Origin of the sequence: Sideroxyarcus emersonii, assembly GCF_021654335.1 — a bacterium.
GTDB classification, from domain to species: domain Bacteria; phylum Pseudomonadota; class Gammaproteobacteria; order Burkholderiales; family Gallionellaceae; genus Sideroxyarcus; species Sideroxyarcus emersonii.
Genome location: NZ_AP023423.1, coordinates 1,378,348 through 1,394,461, shown reverse-complemented (window position 1 = coordinate 1,394,461; position 16,114 = coordinate 1,378,348). Strand labels below are relative to the sequence as shown.

At 57.8% G+C, this 16,114-nt stretch carries 18 protein-coding genes and 3 tRNA genes; 3 read left to right on the top strand and 18 right to left on the bottom strand.

The genetic code is table 11. From position 1 onward, the window contains the following. Positions 1-6: 6 nt before the first annotated feature. The 4 genes from L6418_RS06795 to gltX all read right to left on the bottom strand — a co-directional run bounded on the left by L6418_RS06795 (position 7) and on the right by gltX (position 3,162). Positions 7-1,350: a TAXI family TRAP transporter solute-binding subunit gene (locus L6418_RS06795; protein ID WP_237246168.1), complete on the bottom strand. Its 1,344-nt coding sequence runs from the start codon at positions 1,348-1,350 to the stop codon at positions 7-9. Between the two features lie 176 nt (positions 1,351-1,526). Beyond that, positions 1,527-1,602 (bottom strand) — tRNA-Glu (locus L6418_RS06790). A gap of 20 nt (positions 1,603-1,622) precedes the next feature. Then, a tRNA-Ala gene (locus L6418_RS06785) sits at positions 1,623-1,698 on the bottom strand. A 57-nt stretch (positions 1,699-1,755) separates the two neighbouring features. Continuing rightward, entirely contained in the window at positions 1,756-3,162 is a 1,407-nt protein-coding gene (gene gltX / locus L6418_RS06780) for a glutamate--tRNA ligase (protein WP_237246167.1), read from the bottom strand. Between the two features lie 118 nt (positions 3,163-3,280). Between gltX and L6418_RS06775 the strand changes: the two genes are divergently transcribed. Together L6418_RS06775 and L6418_RS06770 are read left to right on the top strand one after the other, a co-directional pair. After that, positions 3,281-3,355, top strand: a tRNA-Val gene (locus tag L6418_RS06775). An 80-nt stretch (positions 3,356-3,435) separates the two neighbouring features. Next, positions 3,436-3,687, top strand: a complete 252-nt coding sequence (locus tag L6418_RS06770; protein ID WP_237246166.1) for a hypothetical protein — start codon at positions 3,436-3,438, stop codon at positions 3,685-3,687. A gap of 67 nt (positions 3,688-3,754) precedes the next feature. On the opposite strand, the gene L6418_RS06765 is transcribed toward L6418_RS06770, so the two are convergent. From L6418_RS06765 to L6418_RS06700, 14 genes are all read right to left on the bottom strand, one after another. Beyond that, complete coding sequence (locus L6418_RS06765) at positions 3,755-5,134, bottom strand: MATE family efflux transporter (protein WP_237246165.1); 1,380 nt, start codon at positions 5,132-5,134, stop codon at positions 3,755-3,757. A 93-nt stretch (positions 5,135-5,227) separates the two neighbouring features. Then, positions 5,228-5,995 carry a TatD family hydrolase gene (locus L6418_RS06760; RefSeq protein WP_237246164.1) on the bottom strand — a complete coding sequence of 256 codons (768 nt, stop codon included), beginning with the start codon at positions 5,993-5,995 and terminating at the stop codon, positions 5,228-5,230. A gap of 8 nt (positions 5,996-6,003) precedes the next feature. After that, positions 6,004-7,011 (bottom strand): DNA polymerase III subunit delta', encoded by a 1,008-nt coding sequence (holB, locus tag L6418_RS06755; protein WP_237246163.1) that lies wholly within the window; start codon positions 7,009-7,011, stop codon positions 6,004-6,006. A gap of 1 nt (position 7,012) precedes the next feature. Then, a complete protein-coding gene (gene tmk, locus L6418_RS06750; protein WP_237246162.1) occupies positions 7,013-7,621 on the bottom strand; it encodes a dTMP kinase in 609 nt (202 codons plus the stop codon). Continuing rightward, positions 7,618-8,610 carry an endolytic transglycosylase MltG gene (gene mltG / locus L6418_RS06745; RefSeq protein WP_237246161.1) on the bottom strand — a complete coding sequence of 331 codons (993 nt, stop codon included), beginning with the start codon at positions 8,608-8,610 and terminating at the stop codon, positions 7,618-7,620. The genes tmk and mltG overlap by 4 nt, the downstream gene beginning before the upstream one ends. Then, on the bottom strand, positions 8,597-9,406 hold the full coding sequence (gene pabC / locus L6418_RS06740; RefSeq protein ID WP_237248710.1) for an aminodeoxychorismate lyase: 810 nt from the start codon (positions 9,404-9,406) through the stop codon (positions 8,597-8,599). Before pabC ends, mltG begins: the two co-directional genes overlap by 14 nt. Positions 9,407-9,418: 12 nt before the next feature. Continuing rightward, a complete protein-coding gene (fabF, locus tag L6418_RS06735) occupies positions 9,419-10,651 on the bottom strand; it encodes a beta-ketoacyl-ACP synthase II (protein ID WP_237246160.1) in 1,233 nt (410 codons plus the stop codon). A 43-nt stretch (positions 10,652-10,694) separates the two neighbouring features. Beyond that, a complete protein-coding gene (acpP, locus tag L6418_RS06730; protein WP_013029665.1) occupies positions 10,695-10,928 on the bottom strand; it encodes an acyl carrier protein in 234 nt (77 codons plus the stop codon). A gap of 80 nt (positions 10,929-11,008) precedes the next feature. After that, positions 11,009-11,752: a 3-oxoacyl-ACP reductase FabG gene (fabG, locus tag L6418_RS06725; RefSeq protein WP_237246159.1), complete on the bottom strand. Its 744-nt coding sequence runs from the start codon at positions 11,750-11,752 to the stop codon at positions 11,009-11,011. 14 nt (positions 11,753-11,766) lie between these two features. Continuing rightward, positions 11,767-12,699 carry an ACP S-malonyltransferase gene (gene fabD, locus L6418_RS06720; RefSeq protein ID WP_237246158.1) on the bottom strand — a complete coding sequence of 311 codons (933 nt, stop codon included), beginning with the start codon at positions 12,697-12,699 and terminating at the stop codon, positions 11,767-11,769. 7 nt (positions 12,700-12,706) lie between these two features. Next, entirely contained in the window at positions 12,707-13,636 is a 930-nt protein-coding gene (locus L6418_RS06715) for a beta-ketoacyl-ACP synthase III (protein WP_269807797.1), read from the bottom strand. Then, positions 13,633-14,670, bottom strand: a complete 1,038-nt coding sequence (gene plsX / locus L6418_RS06710; protein ID WP_237246157.1) for a phosphate acyltransferase PlsX — start codon at positions 14,668-14,670, stop codon at positions 13,633-13,635. The genes L6418_RS06715 and plsX overlap by 4 nt, the downstream gene beginning before the upstream one ends. Positions 14,671-14,746: 76 nt before the next feature. Next, entirely contained in the window at positions 14,747-14,926 is a 180-nt protein-coding gene (rpmF, locus tag L6418_RS06705) for a 50S ribosomal protein L32 (protein WP_013029660.1), read from the bottom strand. Between the two features lie 25 nt (positions 14,927-14,951). After that, positions 14,952-15,434: a DUF177 domain-containing protein gene (locus L6418_RS06700; protein ID WP_237246156.1), complete on the bottom strand. Its 483-nt coding sequence runs from the start codon at positions 15,432-15,434 to the stop codon at positions 14,952-14,954. Positions 15,435-15,493: 59 nt separating this feature from the next. On the opposite strand from L6418_RS06700, the gene L6418_RS06695 reads away from it, so the two are divergent. Continuing rightward, the gene (locus tag L6418_RS06695; RefSeq protein WP_237246155.1) at positions 15,494-16,078 is read left to right on the top strand and encodes a nucleoside triphosphate pyrophosphatase; all 585 of its coding nucleotides are present in this window, start codon (positions 15,494-15,496) and stop codon (positions 16,076-16,078) included. The last annotated feature ends 36 nt before the right edge of the window (positions 16,079-16,114 follow it).

Below are 16,114 nucleotides of genomic sequence, written 5' to 3'. Positions count from 1 at the left end.
CTTGCCTCATGGCTGCGGATTCTTGGACAGCAGGTTCCCGCGTACGAAGTTGATATGCAGGCGCAATTCGTAAAGCAGGTCGCCGAACGCGGCTGGCACGACTATCCTGTTGGCTGCATCTTCGATGCGTTCCAGCTGCTGCAGGAATTCATCCCGCCGGGCGGGATCGAATGACGACCTGATGGCGTTGCGCTCGAGCTCCAGCAATGCCCGGTACCAGCGATAGATGCGCGACCTGATCCGCCAGCGGTAGACGGCCGGAGCGATCTTCAATGCCGGAACCAGCAGGATGACGACCGGCACGATGGCTTCGAGTGCGCGCGAGATCAGGCTGGCGATCCAGAACGGAAAGGTACGGTAGAGGAAACTCTTGCCGGATGTGTAATAACGGCTGGCGTCCTTGCTGATGCGGAATTCGTGCTCCGCCGGGTTGGGGAATTCGCCGCGCTTCTTGTACAGGCCGGGCTTGCCGTGCACCTCCTGCGCCGCTTCCAGCAACACGTCGGAGAGTGCGGGGTGCAGGTTGTCGCGAGCGATGAGTTCCACTGTGGGGCCAACCAGGTTCAGGTCGGCCGGGGGGATGTCCTTGCCGAAGTCGAGTGCGCCCCTGGGGATTTCCAGCATGTTCAGGTATTCGATGCGGCGCGTATAACCTTCGGCCTGGGTGAAGTTAAACAGATGGACATCCGGGTTGTGCAGCAACGAGCGTATCGTGTCTATCGAGGTTGAATCGCTCATCAGGAAAACGGCATCGACGCGATTATCCAGCAGCGCTTTCGCCGGGTCCTCCCCCGTAGCCAGCAGCGTGGTTCCGTCGTTCGGCACGACGCCGTTGGCTTTCAGCAGGGCAAGCGCCAGGGTATGGGTACCGCTGCCTTCGAGGTCTATGTCCAGCCGACGCCCCTTGAAATCGGAAAGCAGTTTTTTCGGCTTGCCGCGGTAGAAAATCATCAGCGGCTGATAGGCGACATTGCCGAGGGACATCAGGTGTTCGATGTCAGTGTTGCCGACTTCTCCGCCCATCACGAATCCCACATCGACCTTGACGGCAGGATTGGAGAGCATCCTGAGGTTATCCATGGAGCCTTCCGAGGGAACGATGTTGACCGTGATGCCCTGCTTGGCCAGGATCGCCTTGTACTTCTCTGCGTTGTTCTGATACGAGCTGCCTTTGGGGCCGCTGGCGATGGTGATGGTGGTAGGGGTGGCGGAATTTATGAACACCAGAATCGCCATGCTTGCTGCGAACACGACGAGCAGTATTCCGCTTGCCGACATCAACAGGCTGATGCCGGTGATCGCTTTGAGTTGTGCCAGTTTCCTGGCCAGGTAGGCATGCATAGAGTTCATGGCAATCCGTCGATATGGATAAAGTGCTCGACCGATTCTATCTCAGGCGGCATACATCCAGCAGGTTCCGAAAAAACCGGATCACCCAGGACGGCAACAAAAAAGCCCTGGAAGGGCTTTTAATTTGTGTTGCGGAGTTTTTTTGCAGCGTCCTGACGAAACGTGCATATTTAATGTGGCGTCCCCTACGAGATTCGAACTCGTGTTATCGCCGTGAAAGGGCGGTGTCCTAGGCCTCTAGACGAAGGGGACTTCGTTGCTGCTTTTCTTTTTGGTGGAGGTAAGCGGGATCGAACCGCTGACCTCTTGCATGCCATGCAAGCGCTCTCCCAGCTGAGCTATACCCCCGGGATGCCCCGAAAAGAGCGCGCATTATAGTGATGGCATCCGACCTTGTAAAGCAACTCAAACAGATTTTTTCGCGAGGTTCTTTTCCATGCGCGCCAATACCATTTCGCGCGGGAAGAGTGCGACCAGCGCATCCACAGAAGGTGTCTGGGTTTGCCCGGTGAGCATGACGCGCAAAGGCATGGCAAGCTTGGGCATCTTCAGGCCGTGCTTGCCGATGACTTCCTTGATGGCGGCGCTGATGGCGGCGGTCTCCCATGCGACGGTCTTGAATTGCAGCAGCAGGTCGTGCAGGGCGGGGACGGATTCGGCAGAAAGCTGTGCTTCCAGCAGGGCGGCTTCCGGATGCAGGTCGATATAGAACACTTCGGCCGCATCGGCCAGTTCGTTCAGGGTGGCGACGCGTTCCTTATACAGGCCGGCGATGGCGCCCAGGTCCGGGCTGTCGCCGATCTTGATACCGCGCGCTTCCAGGCGTGGCCGCACCATGTCGGCCAGCTTTCCGTTGTCGGTCAGTTTCAAGTAATGGTTGTTCAGCCAGTTCAGTTTTTCGGTGTTGAACTGGGCGGCGGAAGGGGTGATATGGTCGAGGTCGAACCACTCGCAGAACTGCGTCACCGAGAAGACTTCGTCGTCGCCATGCGACCAGCCCAGGCGTGCCAGGTAGTTGATGACCGCCTCCGGCAGGTAGCCGTCTTCGTCGTATTGCATCACGCTCACTGCGCCGTGGCGCTTGGACAGTTTGGTGCCGTCGTCGCCGAGTATCATCGACAGGTGAGCGTAGTTCGGCAATTTCGCCCCCAAGGCCTTGAGGATATTGATCTGGCGCGGAGTGTTGTTGACGTGGTCGTCGCCGCGTATCACCTGGGTGATGCCCATGTCCCAGTCATCCACCACCACGCAAAAATTATAGGTCGGCGTGCCGTCCGAACGCGCGATGATGAGATCGTCCAGTTCGGTGTTGCTGAATTCGATATGTCCTTTGACCATGTCCTTCCAGCCAACGACACCTTCGGCAGGGTTTTTGAAACGTACGACCGGTTTTACATCGGCGGGGATGGCGGGCAAGGTCTTGCCCGGCTCAGGGCGCCATGTTCCGTCATAGCGGGGTTTTTCGCCGCGCGCACGTTGCGCTTCGCGCATGGCATCCAGTTCGGCCGGCGTGGTATAGCAATAGTAGGCATGGCCGGCAGCCAGCATCTGCTGGATGACCTCCTTGTAGCGCGGCATGCGCTCCATCTGGTAGTAGGGGCCTTCGTCGTAGTTCAGCTTGAGCCAGTCCATGCCATCCAGGATGGCTTGTACGGCCTCCGGTGTGGAGCGTTCGACATCGGTATCTTCGATACGCAAGATGAATGTACCGCCGTGTTTGCGTGCGTAGGCCCAGGAGAACAGTGCCGTGCGGGCACCTCCAATGTGCAGATATCCGGTTGGACTGGGAGCGAAGCGGGTACGGACGGTCATGTTGCTTTCCTGTTTGATGGGGCTTGAAATGAAGCCGCGCATTCTACGATAGTTGGCCAATACCGATAAAGAAATTGACCATATATGTTTCCCTATGATTAAATGCGCGCCCTCTATCGGGCGGTTAGCTCAGCGGTAGAGCACTGCCTTCACACGGCAGGGGTCACTGGTTCGAACCCAGTACCGCCCACCAGTTCGCTACAGACTTTCCAATGAAAAAGGGTTGGCAATTACGCCAACCCTTCAATTTATCCCTCCGACGAATCAGTGTCCGTGCATCAGATCATCGTGGTGGGTGACTCTATGTATGGCTGCATCATCAATCCAGATGATGATTGCGGCAACGACGACGATACCAAAAATAACAAATGGGACTATAGACATTTAACTCTCCTTGGAAAATTAAAAATCAACTCAGGATTAATGTCGAGATTGACACCGATCCGCCTTTGTTTCTTTGCTTGCCGTACCAATCAACGTGAGAAACGGAATGTGCCGACCTGGCAATTGAAGCGCGCTGCCTGATCATCAGCAAACCGTGGGATCATGCTTGCATTACCTAGTTAACTTGTCAAGTATTGTGCGACTGCCTTTAAATGCGCCGATGCACTCTGCTGACAGCATTGAGGTATAGCGCAACTAGGCCGGCTACCAGCCAAAGACTGCCGATAGCAGCGATCCAGAAGCCGACCGCTCCGCGTGGCGGACCGAGTTTGTCTGTCAACCCCAGCAGGATCCCGCCCCCCAGGCCCAATCCCCACAGGACGGAGGCATAGATCAGCATCGGTACGGCTGACTTCTTGTATCCCCGCAGGGCATTGACGGCCACTGCCTGTAACGCATCGCCAAGGTGATACAAACCGACCAGCGCAATCAGGGGGATAGCGATCTTCTGGACCTGCGGATCTGTCGTATAGATGGCTGCGATTTGTGGCGAACCTAGCCAGAACAGCAAGCTGATGACAACCGCGATCGACATGCCAAGGCGGATCCCTAGCCAACTGATATGCCTGGCACGTTCGGGTTGTCCTGCGCCAATGGCTTGTCCGGCCATTACTGCGGTTGCATTGCCAAGCGATAGCGGAACCATGAATGCCATGGCGGCGAGATTCGCCGCGATCTGGTGGGCGCCTGACACGACCGGCCCGAGCCTGGCAATAAATAGCGCCATCATGGTGAACGCAGTCACGTCGGCAACGAAAGTAAGTCCGATGGGGATACCCAGGCGCAAGAAATTCCAGATCGCTTCCCAGTCTGGCAGGGTGAATCGAGCCTGTATCTTGAATTCCGTGTAATCCGGATGTCGCAGGCACCAGATCCACACGAACACAGCCATCAGCCAGGCATCCAGTGCCGTGGCAACCGGACAGCCCGTTGCCCCCATCGCCGGGAATCCCAGCAAGCCAAACATTAAGACCGCATTCAGGGGGATTTTGAATAGCAGGGCCATCAGGTTGATGAACATGACAGGTTGCGGGCGGCCAATGCCTGTCGATAGGCCAAAGAATATTCTCAGCGCAATGGTGGCAGGCACACCCCATGCTGATGCTGCCAGATAGGCTCTGACTTTGCTTTCTACCACGGGTTGCAGCGACGAGATTGCGATGAACGGCTCAGGGAAGCAAAGCAGAGTGATCGCCACAAGCGCGAGCACCAGGGAAATCCAGATGCTCTGATGGATCTCGCGGCCTATGTCTGCGCGTTGCCCGGCACCATATAAGTGGGCAATTATCGGCGGGAGCGCGAGCAGCACGCTGATCAGTGACATCAGCACGGTGGCCATGATCGAGGAGGCAATTCCTACTGCGGCCAGATCGATCGCGGACAACCGGCCGGCCATCGCGGTATCGATTACGCTGTTTGTCATCAAGGCAAGCTGGGCAATCAGGACCGGCCAGGCAAATTGCAGCAGTTCTCTGGTTTGGGATGGGGAGTGGCCGTCGCCGGGCTTATCCGCAATTAGTTGCCGCATGATTTTTACAATTTTACATAATATACATTATGCGCAAAAAAGGTGTGATGAAGACAAAGCGGCTTCGACTTTAATCCATTCAATATCAATTAACTACAGCTGATTCAGGAACAACCGTTTGAAGTTGCGTGTGGTTGCCAGCCCAACTTCATCGACCGTGATATTCCGCAATCTGGCGATCTCCTCGGCAACATGCTTCACGTAGGCCGGCTGGTTGGTTTTGCCTCGATGCGGTGTCGGGGCCAGATAAGGAGAATCCGTTTCGATCAGCATCCTGTCGAGAGGAATGCTTTGCGCAACCCCCTTGATGATGGTCGCGTTCTTAAACGTCAGGATGCCCGAAAACGAGATGAAGAATCCAAGATCGATCGCCGCATTGGCGACTTCAAGGTTCTCGGTGAAACAGTGCATCACTCCGCCGACGCTGCCGGCATTTTCCTCGGCCATGATGCGCAGCGTATCCTGCGCGGCCGACCGGGTGTGGATGATGAGCGGTTTGCCGCATTCACGGGCGGCACGAATATGAGTACGGAAACGTTCGCGCTGCCATTCCAGATTACCGGTCAGGCGATAATAATCCAGGCCGGTTTCGCCGATGGCGACGACTTTCGGGTGCTGCGCCAGACGAACCAGTTCAGCCTGGGTGGGCTCGACCTCCAATTCGTAGTCGGGATGAACGCCGACCGAGGCATACAGGTTGTCGTGACTGTGGGCCAGTTCCAGCACCTGCGGAAATGAGGGCAAATCGACCGAGACGCACAAGGCATGCGAAACCTGGTTATCCCGCATATTGGCGAAAATGGACTCAAGCTGACCTGCCAGATCGGGGAAATTTAGGTGGCAATGGGAATCGATGAACATGGATCAGATCAGGCGGCAAACATCTGCCGGTAAGACAATAACAAGGATTCGAGGAACAGCCTCGGGTTGAGCGGATGAAATGCGGCTCGGCGCGCCTCGAGCAGTTCCTTCTGAAAACGCATCAACGCAGCAGCCGAGACGCCCTCGGCAAGCCTGGTGATAACAGCTGATTGCTCTGGGAAATAGCGGACTGCGCCTGCCAGTTTGGCGCTGGCGAGGTCGTGACACCATTGCTGCAAACAATGGATGACATGCACCGGCGTGCTGCGCTGCAGGCTGTCGGCCAGCGCCAGGACGTCCAGTTTGCTCGGCTGCCTGATAGCGGACAGCAGTACATTGCGTTCTTCCGCGCCCTCGCCCGACTCGGCCCAGTTCAAGGCTTGCAGGGGGGCGAAACCGGTTTGCGCCAGCGCGTGTTCCGGGTTTTTGATACCTTGCTGGGCGAGCCAGGCAGTTCCGGCCGCAAGCGTCGGAGTATGCACAGCAAAGCCGAGACAGCGGCTGAGTATGGTCGGCAGCAGTTGCTGCGGCTTATGAGTGACCAAAATAAACAACAACTTGTCTGTCGGTTCTTCCAGTGTTTTGAGCAAGGAGTTGGCCGCATTGCTGTTCATTGCTTCCGCCGGGTTGATAATCACGACGCGGTATCCGCCGCAATGGGCAGACAGGTTGGAAAAGCCGGAAAGATCGCGTATCTGGTCAACGGAAATCTCGCGCGATGGTTTTTTGCCGCCGGGCTTGTCATCGGAATCATCGGCCGCGGTCAGCGCATCTGGCTGGATGAGGCGAAAATCGGGATGGCTGTCCTGCTCGAACCAGTGACAGGAACTGCATTCCTGACAAGCCACACCTTCTGCCGACGGATTTTCGCACAGCAAAGACTGGGCGAAATTCAGCGCCAAGTCGAGTTTTCCTATCCCCTGCGCTCCTTTCAGCAGCAATGCATGGGGTAGCCGGCTGCGCAGCCCTTGCAGGGCTTGCCACGATCCGGTTTGCCATGGATAGAATGGTTTCATTTCAAAGCGATGCGACAATCTGTGCCAAAGCCTGTTGAACTTCAGCCATAGTCTTTTCGGCGTGAATGACGGCAAAACGTTGCGGGCTTTGGGCAGCCCTGGCGAGATACGCCTGCCTGACGCGCTCGAAGAATTCGCCCCGTTCCTGTTCGAAGCGGTCTAGGCTGACGTTATTGGCAAGACGCTGCCGCGCGATTTCGATCGGGATATCGAACAACAGGGTCAGATCGGGCTGCAGATCGCCATGCACCCATTGCTCCAGTTGCTCCAGTTTTGCCAGCGCCACCCCCCTGCCGCCGCCCTGATAGGCAAAACTGGCATCGCTGAAACGATCCGAAATGACCCAGGTGCCGCGTTGCAGCGCCGGGCGGATAACTTGCTCGACGTGTTCACGGCGTGCCGCAAACATCAACAGCGCTTCGGTCTCGGCATGCATCGGCTGATTCAGCAAAATCTCGCGCAAACGTTCCCCCATCGGGGTACCGCCTGGCTCTCGCGTCACCAGCAGATCTATGCCGCGCTGGCGTAACACATTGGCGAACCACTCCAGGTGGGTGCTCTTCCCTGCCCCGTCCACGCCTTCGAAAGTGATGAATTTGGCTGAGTTCATTTCTTTAATTGATAACGGTTAACCGCATTGTTATGTTCGGCCAGGGAGTTGGAGAATTGCGAACTTCCATCGCCGCGCGCGACAAAATACAAGGCATGACTGGCTGCCGGATGCAGCACTGCCTGCAAGGAAGCGGCCCCGGGCAACGCGATCGGGGTCGGCGTCAACCCATCGCGGGTGTAGGTGTTATACGGCGTGTCGTGCGTAAGGTCACGCTTGCGCAGATTGCCATCGAACTTGTCTCCCAAGCCATAAATGACGGTCGGGTCGGTCTGCAACCGCATGTTCTTGCGCAGGCGATTGATGAAGACCGAGGCGATCATGGGGCGGTCGCTGGATTGTCCGGTCTCTTTTTCCACGATGGAGGCTAGGATCAGCGCCTGATAAGGCGTCTCGAACGGCAGGTCGGGATCGCGCTTCTTCCAGCTATCCTGCAGGTTGCGTTGCATCAGCTGATATGCGCGCTTCAGCACTTTCAGGTCGCTGCTGCCATTGGCATAGTTATAGGTATCCGGAAAAAACAGGCCTTCGGCAACCGTTTCGCTCGCACCGATACGTTTCAGGATCTCCGCATCCGACAGCTGCTGGCTGTCGTGGCGCAAGGTGGAATCCGAATTCAGTATGGAACGTAACTCCTTGAAGGTGGAGCCTTCTATGATCGTAACGGAGCTCTGCTCGACTTGTCCTTTGCTGATCATGTTCAGCAGCTGCAACGGCGTCACTTCGTGTTCCAACTGGTAGTTTCCAGGCTTGATCTGCGACGCCTTGCGCAGCCCTCTGGCCAGCAATACGAACAGCCATTCGTTGTTCAGGCCGCCAGCCTGTTGCATCTGATGCGCGGCGCTTTTCAGGCTGCTACCCTGCTTCAGCGAGAATTCGAACGGGGTATGCTCCAGCGGGATCGGGGTACGCGCATAGTAAGTGAACAGGCCTGCCACGATGACCAGTACGAACAGCAGCCACAACGCCAATTCTTTAATGATGCTCATCTTTCAACCATTCCTGTATTTTCCAGGCCAGTGGATGCGTCGTGCGCCGGTAGGCGGCGAGTTCGCATACCGGCCATAACCCGAATACGCTGTTTACAACGAATATCTCGTCGGCCTGGACCAGTTCTTCCAAACGGAGGTCGGCCACCTTGCAGGTTACGCCATGGTGCTTGCCCCAGTCCATCACGCGGTCGCGCTGCACCCCAGCCACGCCGCAACGCGACAGGTTCGGCGTATAGAGGATATTACCGCGCAACATGAACAAATTGCTGCGGGTGCCGCCAATGACATAACCGGCGCTGTCGCTCATCAAGCCTTCCGGCATGTCGCGTCCCTGCAGCTCACTGGCTGCCAGCACATTCTCGAGCCGGTTCAGATGCTTGATGCCGGCCAGCAGCGGCTGGTGCCCGAGGCGGATCTTGCAGGCATGCATGCGCACGCCCTGTATGGCATTTTCCGCTGGATACGCGACCGGCGGAGTGACGCTAAGGATGCGGGTTGCTTCGGATTGGGCTTGAGGCGCATAGCCTCTCGCAGAGGGGCCGCGGGTGATAATGATCTTGGCGACTCCATCGGGCTGGGCCTTGCCAAGCTGTTGCAGCTCGCTGAACAGGATCAGCGCCGAAGGACAAGGGATCTTCAGCGCACCGCAATCGCGCTGCAGTTTGGCGTATTGGCGTTCCCAGCATACAGGACGTCCGGACCGCATCAGCAGCGTGCGGAACACGCCGTCGCCGTAGGTCAGGCCGCGATCTTCTGCATTGATTGTATTGCCCGGCGCGCCGTTGATCAGCATCACGGCGCGGGATCAGACCTTGCGGAACACCAGAGAGCCGTTGGTCCCGCCAAAGCCGAAATTGTTATTGATCGCCACATCGATCTTCATCTGGCGTGCGGTATTGGCACAGTAGTCCAGATCGCACTCCGGGTCCTGCTCGAACACGTTGATCGTGGGCGGTGCGATCTGGTGATGGATAGCCAGCACGCAGAACAGGGACTCGATGCCGCCCGCCCCGCCCAGCAAGTGGCCGGTCATCGATTTGGTGGAGCTCACCACCAGCTTCTTGGCATGATCGCCGAAAGCCAGCTTGATCGCTTCGGTTTCGTTCTTGTCGCCCAGCGGCGTGGAGGTGCCGTGCGCGTTGACGTATTGCACCTGATCCGGGGTGATGCCGGCATTGCGCAACGCATTGACCATGCTGCGCCTGGGGCCGTCCGTGCTGGGAGCGGTCATGTGATAGGCGTCCGCGCTCATGCCATAGCCGGTGATCTCGGCATAGATCTTGGCGCCACGGGCCTTGGCATGTTCGTACTCTTCCAGTACCAGCACGCCGGCCCCCTCTCCCATGACGAAGCCGTCGCGATCCTTGTCCCAGGGGCGGCTGGCCGTGGCTGGGTCGTCGTTACGGGTGGACAATGCCTTGGCGGAAGAAAAGCCGCCGACCGCCAGAGGCGAAATGGTCGATTCGGAACCGCCGGCGATCATGACGTCGGCGTCGCCGTATTCGATGATGCGCGCGGATTCGCCGATGCTGTGCGTGCCGGTGGTACAAGCCGTCACAACGGAGAAATTCGGCCCCTTCAACCCGTACATGATGGACAGGTTGCCCGAGATCATGTTGATGATGGTGCCGGGAATGAAGAAAGGCGAAATCTTGCGCGGGCCGCCAGCCAGGAAGTCGCTATGCGTCTCTTCGATCATCGGCAGGCCGCCGATGCCGGAACTGATGCATACGCCGATGCGGTCGGCGTTCTGTTCGGTTACCGTCAGGCCGGAGTCCTTGAAAGCTTCCATTCCGGCCACAAGGCCGAAATGCACGAAGCGATCCATGCGCCGGGCATCCTTGGCCGGCAGGTATTGGGTTACGTCGAAGCCGTTGACCTCACCCGCCACCTGGCAGGCGAACGGGCTGGGGTCGAAACGGGTAATACGCCCGATACCGGACTTGCCAGCCACGATGTTTTGCCATGTTTCGGCAACCCCCATACCGACGGGCGTGATCGCGCCCAATCCGGTCACTACAACTCTGCGCCTAGCCAAACTGGACTCCGCTGCGGAAAGAAACGATTAGATTCGGACTAAATTACTTGGAATGAGCGTTGACGTAGTCGAGCGCTTGTTGCACGGTGGTGATCTTCTCTGCATCTTCATCAGGGATCTCAACGCCGAACTCTTCTTCCAAGGCCATAACCAGTTCTACGGTATCCAGGGAATCGGCACCCAAATCGTTCACAAAAGAAGACTCGTTCTTGACTTCGGATTCGTTCACACCCAGTTGCTCAGCTACGATTTTCTTGACTCGTTGTTCGTTAGACATCCCTGATTCTCCTACTCTGATTAAAGTTCAAAAAGCGCAAGTATTCTACCAAACTTGCGCCGAATTCCAAAACACCACGTTTACTCCATGTACATCCCGCCATTCACATGCAAGGTGACACCGGTGATGTAGGCTGCGCCAGGACCGGCCAGGAATGCCACGGCGGCAGCGATATCGGCAGGCTGGCCAAGGCGTTTCAGCGGTACATGCTCGACCAGCTTGGTGCGCTGCTCCTCACCCAGAGCATGGGTCATATCGGTATCGATGAAGCCGGGGGCGACGCAGTTCACGGTAATGTTGCGGCTGCCGATCTCCTGCGCCAGCGATTTGGTGAAGCCGACCATGCCGGCCTTGGACGCGGCGTAGTTGGCCTGCCCTGGGTTGCCCATGCTGCCGACCACCGAGGAGATGCTGATGATGCGTCCGCCCCTCGCCTTCATCATGGCGCGCAGCACGGCGCGGCTCAGGCGGAATACGGATTTCAGGTTGGTCGCCAAGACGTCGTCCCACTCTTCGTCGGTCATGCGTGCCAGCAGGTTATCGCGGGTAATGCCGGCGTTGTTCACCAGGATGGAGATTTCGCCGAATTGTTCGCGGATGGCGGCCAGTACCTGTTCGCTCTGGGCCACGTCATTGACGTTCAGCGCAAAGCCCTTCCCTTTGATTCCTGCTGCGCTCAGGTATTCGTTGATGGCTTGCGCGCCCTTGTCGCTGGTGGCGGTGCCGACTACGGTTGCACCCTGCTTGCCCAGTTCCAGTGCGATGGCCTGGCCGATGCCGCGCGAAGCGCCGGTAACCAGTGCGATTTGTCCTTGTAGCGTCATATGTCCCTTCCCCTTTATACGAGTGCGGCCAAGGCCGCTTTCAGAGCTTCGCCGTCATTGATGGCCATTGCCTGCTGGTTGGTATCGATACGCTTGTTCAACCCTGCCAGCACCTTGCCGGGGGCGCATTCTACGTTATGGGTGATACCTTGTTTACCGAACGACTGTACGGTCTCGACCCAGCGCACCGGCGAATACAACTGGCGCACCAGTGCGTCCTTGATCCTGGCTGGATCGGCATATGCAGCGACATCGGCGTTATGCAGCACGGGAACAGCCGGGGCTTGCACGGACACATCGTTCAGGTAGGTACGCAATTGTTCCGCAGCGCCTTTCAGCAGGCTGCAATGAGAGGGTACGCTCATCGGCAGCATGATGGCGCGCTTTGCGCCCTTGGCCTTCGCCAGTTCCATACCGCGCTCGACTGCGCCGCGATTACCGGCGATGACGACCTGCCCGGGCGAATTGAAATTGACCGCTTCCAGCACCTCGCCCTGGGCGCCCTCGGCGCACACGGCACGTACCACATCGTCGTCCAGTCCGAGGATCGCAGCGATGCCGCCCACCCCTTCCGGCACGGCTTGTTGCATGCATTGGGCGCGGAACCGCACCAGCGGCAAGGCATCGGCAAAGTTCAAGGCGCCGGCGGCAACCAGCGCAGTGTACTCGCCCAGGCTGTGTCCGGCCATGATGGCCGGCTTCGCGCCGTTCTGCGATTGCCATGCGCGGTATACCGCGACGCCGGCAGTCAGCATGACAGGCTGGGTATTCACCGTGGCGTTCAGGTCGGCATCGCTGCCTTCGGCAACCAGTTGCCACAGATCCTGTTTCAGCACATCGGATGCTTCGACGAATGTATCGCGCACAGCGGCGAAATCGGCATAGCCGTTCATCATGCCGCGCGATTGCGAGCCTTGTCCCGGAAATACGAAAGCGAATTGAGTCATATCGAACCTACCACTTGATTAATACGGCACCCCAGGTGAACCCGCCACCCACGGCCTCCAGCAGAATGTTTTGTCCGGCCTTGATGCGCCCATCGCGTACGGCAGTATCCAATGCCAGCGGGATCGAGGCTGCCGACGTATTGCCGTGGTTGGCGACAGTCACCACCACGTTGCCCATTCCCAGGCCTAGCTTCTTGGCGGTCGCCTCGATGATGCGGATATTGGCCTGGTGCGGCACCAGCCAATCGATGTCAGTACCGCTCAGTTTCTGCTGATCCAGCACTTCCTCAACTACCTCGCTCAACACATTGACGGCAAACTTGAAAACAGCCTTCCCATCCATCGAGACCTTGGGGTCGGCTTTCAACATGTTGCGGTGAATGCCATCGGCGTGCAATTTGGTCGCCACGATGCCTGGCGTGTCGGAAGCGCGCAATACCACTGCACCGGCTCCGTCCCCGAACAGCACACAGGTGGTACGGTCATTCCAATCCAGCATGCGCGACAAAACCTCGGCGCCTACCACCAGCACAGTCCTGGCCTGCCCGCCCCGGATATAGAGATCTGCCGTATTCAAGGCATAGACGAAACCGCCGCACACCGCCTGCATGTCGAAGGCCGCCCCGCCGTTCCGGATGCCCAGCTTGTCCTGCAAGATGCAGGCCGTACTGGGGAACGCCATATCCGGCGAGGTGGTGGCCACGATGATCAGGTCGATCTCATCGGCTTGGATCCCGGCCGCTTCTATCGCCTTGCGGCTGGCCTGCAGCGCCAGATCGCTGGTCAGCTCGCCGTCGGCCGCAAAGTGGCGCTCGACGATGCCGCTGCGGGTGACAATCCAGTCGTGCGAGGTGTCGACGATCTTTTCGAGGTCGTGGTTGGTGAGCACCTTGGCCGGCAGGTAGCTGCCTGTGCCGATGATATTGGAATAAATCAAAGCCCCTCTCCTGCGGTTTGTTGGCGTGCGTGATGCCATTTCTCGATGTGCTCGCTGATGTGGTTCAGCATGCCGCCACGCGATTCTTCGGCGGCACGCTCGATGGCACACAGGTATGCGAACGAGTCGGCCGAACCGTGGCTTTTCACCACGATGCCTTTCAGGCCGAGGAAGCTGGCGCCGTTGTAGCGGCGGTGATCCAGTCTGTGCTTGAAGGCCTTGAGCACTGGCATGGACAACAACGCCCCCAGCTTGGTGAACCAGTTCTGGCTGAAGCCTTCCTTCAGGAAGCCGCCCATCATCTTGGCCACGCCTTCGGCGGTCTTCAGGGCGACATTGCCCACGAATCCGTCGCACACCACCACATCGGTCACGCCCTTGAAGATGTCGTCGCCTTCCACGTTGCCGTAGAAATTGAGGTCGCTGGCCTGCAGCAATTCGGCGGCCTGCTTCACCGTTTCATTGCCCTTGATGTCTTCGCTGCCGATGTTCAGCAGGCCGACCGTAGGCTGTTCCTTATGCTCCAGCGCGGATACCAGCGTGCTGCCCATCAAGGCGAACTGCAACAAGTGCTCGGCCGTACAGTCCACGTTTGCCCCCAGGTCCAACATGCAGACCTGTCCGTTGACGGTGGGCAAAAAGGAAGCGATGGCAGGACGATCGATGCCCGGCAAGGTTTTCAGCACGTAACGGGCCGTCGCCATCAACGCGCCGGTATTGCCGGCGCTGACGCATGCAGATGCCTCGCCGCTCTTCACAAGGTTGATGGAAACGCGCATGGAAGAGTCTTTTTTGCCGCGCAAGGCAGACTGGGGCGATTCATCCATGCCGACAACTTCAGTCGTGGCATGGATGCGCAGGCGCGTACGATCGGCAAAGCCGAGTTTGCTCAACTCGGCTTCGATGGCATCGGGCAAGCCGACCAGTATCACAGTATCGTCAGGATGTTTCTTCAGATAAGCGACAGCCGCGGGAACGGTCACCCGCGTCCCGTGGTCGCCGCCCATGGCATCAATAGCTATCGTGATATCCACCGGGCGATCCTCTTAGGCGAGAAATGGACAGAGTTCGGCTCCCGCACGGGAGAGCCAAGCAAAGGACCGAATGGACTTATTCGCCCTTGGTCTTGACGACTTTCTTGCCGCGATAGTAGCCGCTGGGGCTGATGTGATGGCGCAGATGCGGTTCGCCGGTGGAAGGCTCGATAGCCAGCGCCGGGTTGGTCAGGAAATCATGCGCACGATGCATCCCGCGTTTGGACGGGGATTTTTTATTCTGCTGAACTGCCATTTATCTACTCCTCACAAAAACTGTCTTACTTCTTCAATCCGGCCAGCACCGCGAACGGGCTTGCCTTCTGTTGTAAATCACTTGCTGCCGGAGCGCATTCACCTTCCGGATGCCGGGGCGCGAATGGCAAACTCAACAACAACTCTTCCTCAATCAATGCCAGCACATCCAGATTCGGGACTGCTTCGATGGCATCCATCTCGTCGTCATCCTCTCTGGCCTCATCCAGCCTGTCTGCAGGCAACAGCCACAACCTCGACACGATATCCACCGGATACGCCAGTTCCTGCAGGCAACGCTGGCACCTTAAGGCACAAACCCCTTGCAGGGTGACTTCCAGCATGTCGCGACCGTCCTCATGGTAGCCACGTACTATATAAGTCAAAGAACCTTCGGATTTAGCCAATACGTCGACCAATCTGGGCAGCGCTGACACCGCTATTTCGCCGCGTATTTCCTTGCCTTTTCGGGCAAAGTCCACGCTTTCTATGAAAGGCCGTGCAAACATGAGGCGCGCATGATATATATTCCGACCACCTCTGTCAAAGACGCTGTTAAAGGAACATCTTGAATTCTCAGCCGCTTGTGCTTGCCTCGACCTCTATATATAGAAGTCAGCTGCTCTCCACCCTGCAACTCCCGTTCCAGACCGCCGCACCCGATGTCGATGAAACACCGTTGCCCGGTGAGAGCGCCGAACAAACTTCGTGGCGGCTCGCACAAGCCAAGGCACAGGTCGTCGCCAGGCGCTTCCCCGATGCGCTGATCATCGGCTCCGACCAGGTGGCCTTGCTGGATGGCAAACAGATCGGCAAGCCCCTCAACCATGACAATGCCGTGCGGCAACTGAGCGCAATGCGCGGCAAGACAGTGACGTTCTACACCGCGCTGACCTTGCTGAACGCAGCCAGCGGTGCAATGCAAACCGATGTCGCCATCACCAAGGTAAGCTTTCGCGACCTGCGCGACGACGAGATCGAACGCTATCTCAAGAAAGAACAGCCGTATCATTGTGCCGGCAGCGCCAAGTCCGAAGGACTGGGAATCGCCCTGATCAGCCGCATAGAAGGCGACGACCCCAATGCGCTGATTGGCCTGCCCCTGATTCTGCTGGTCAGTATGCTTGAAAAACAAGGCGTTAGGGTTTTGTGATTGAGGCGTCCGAATTTTCAGGTTGCGACTGAAATT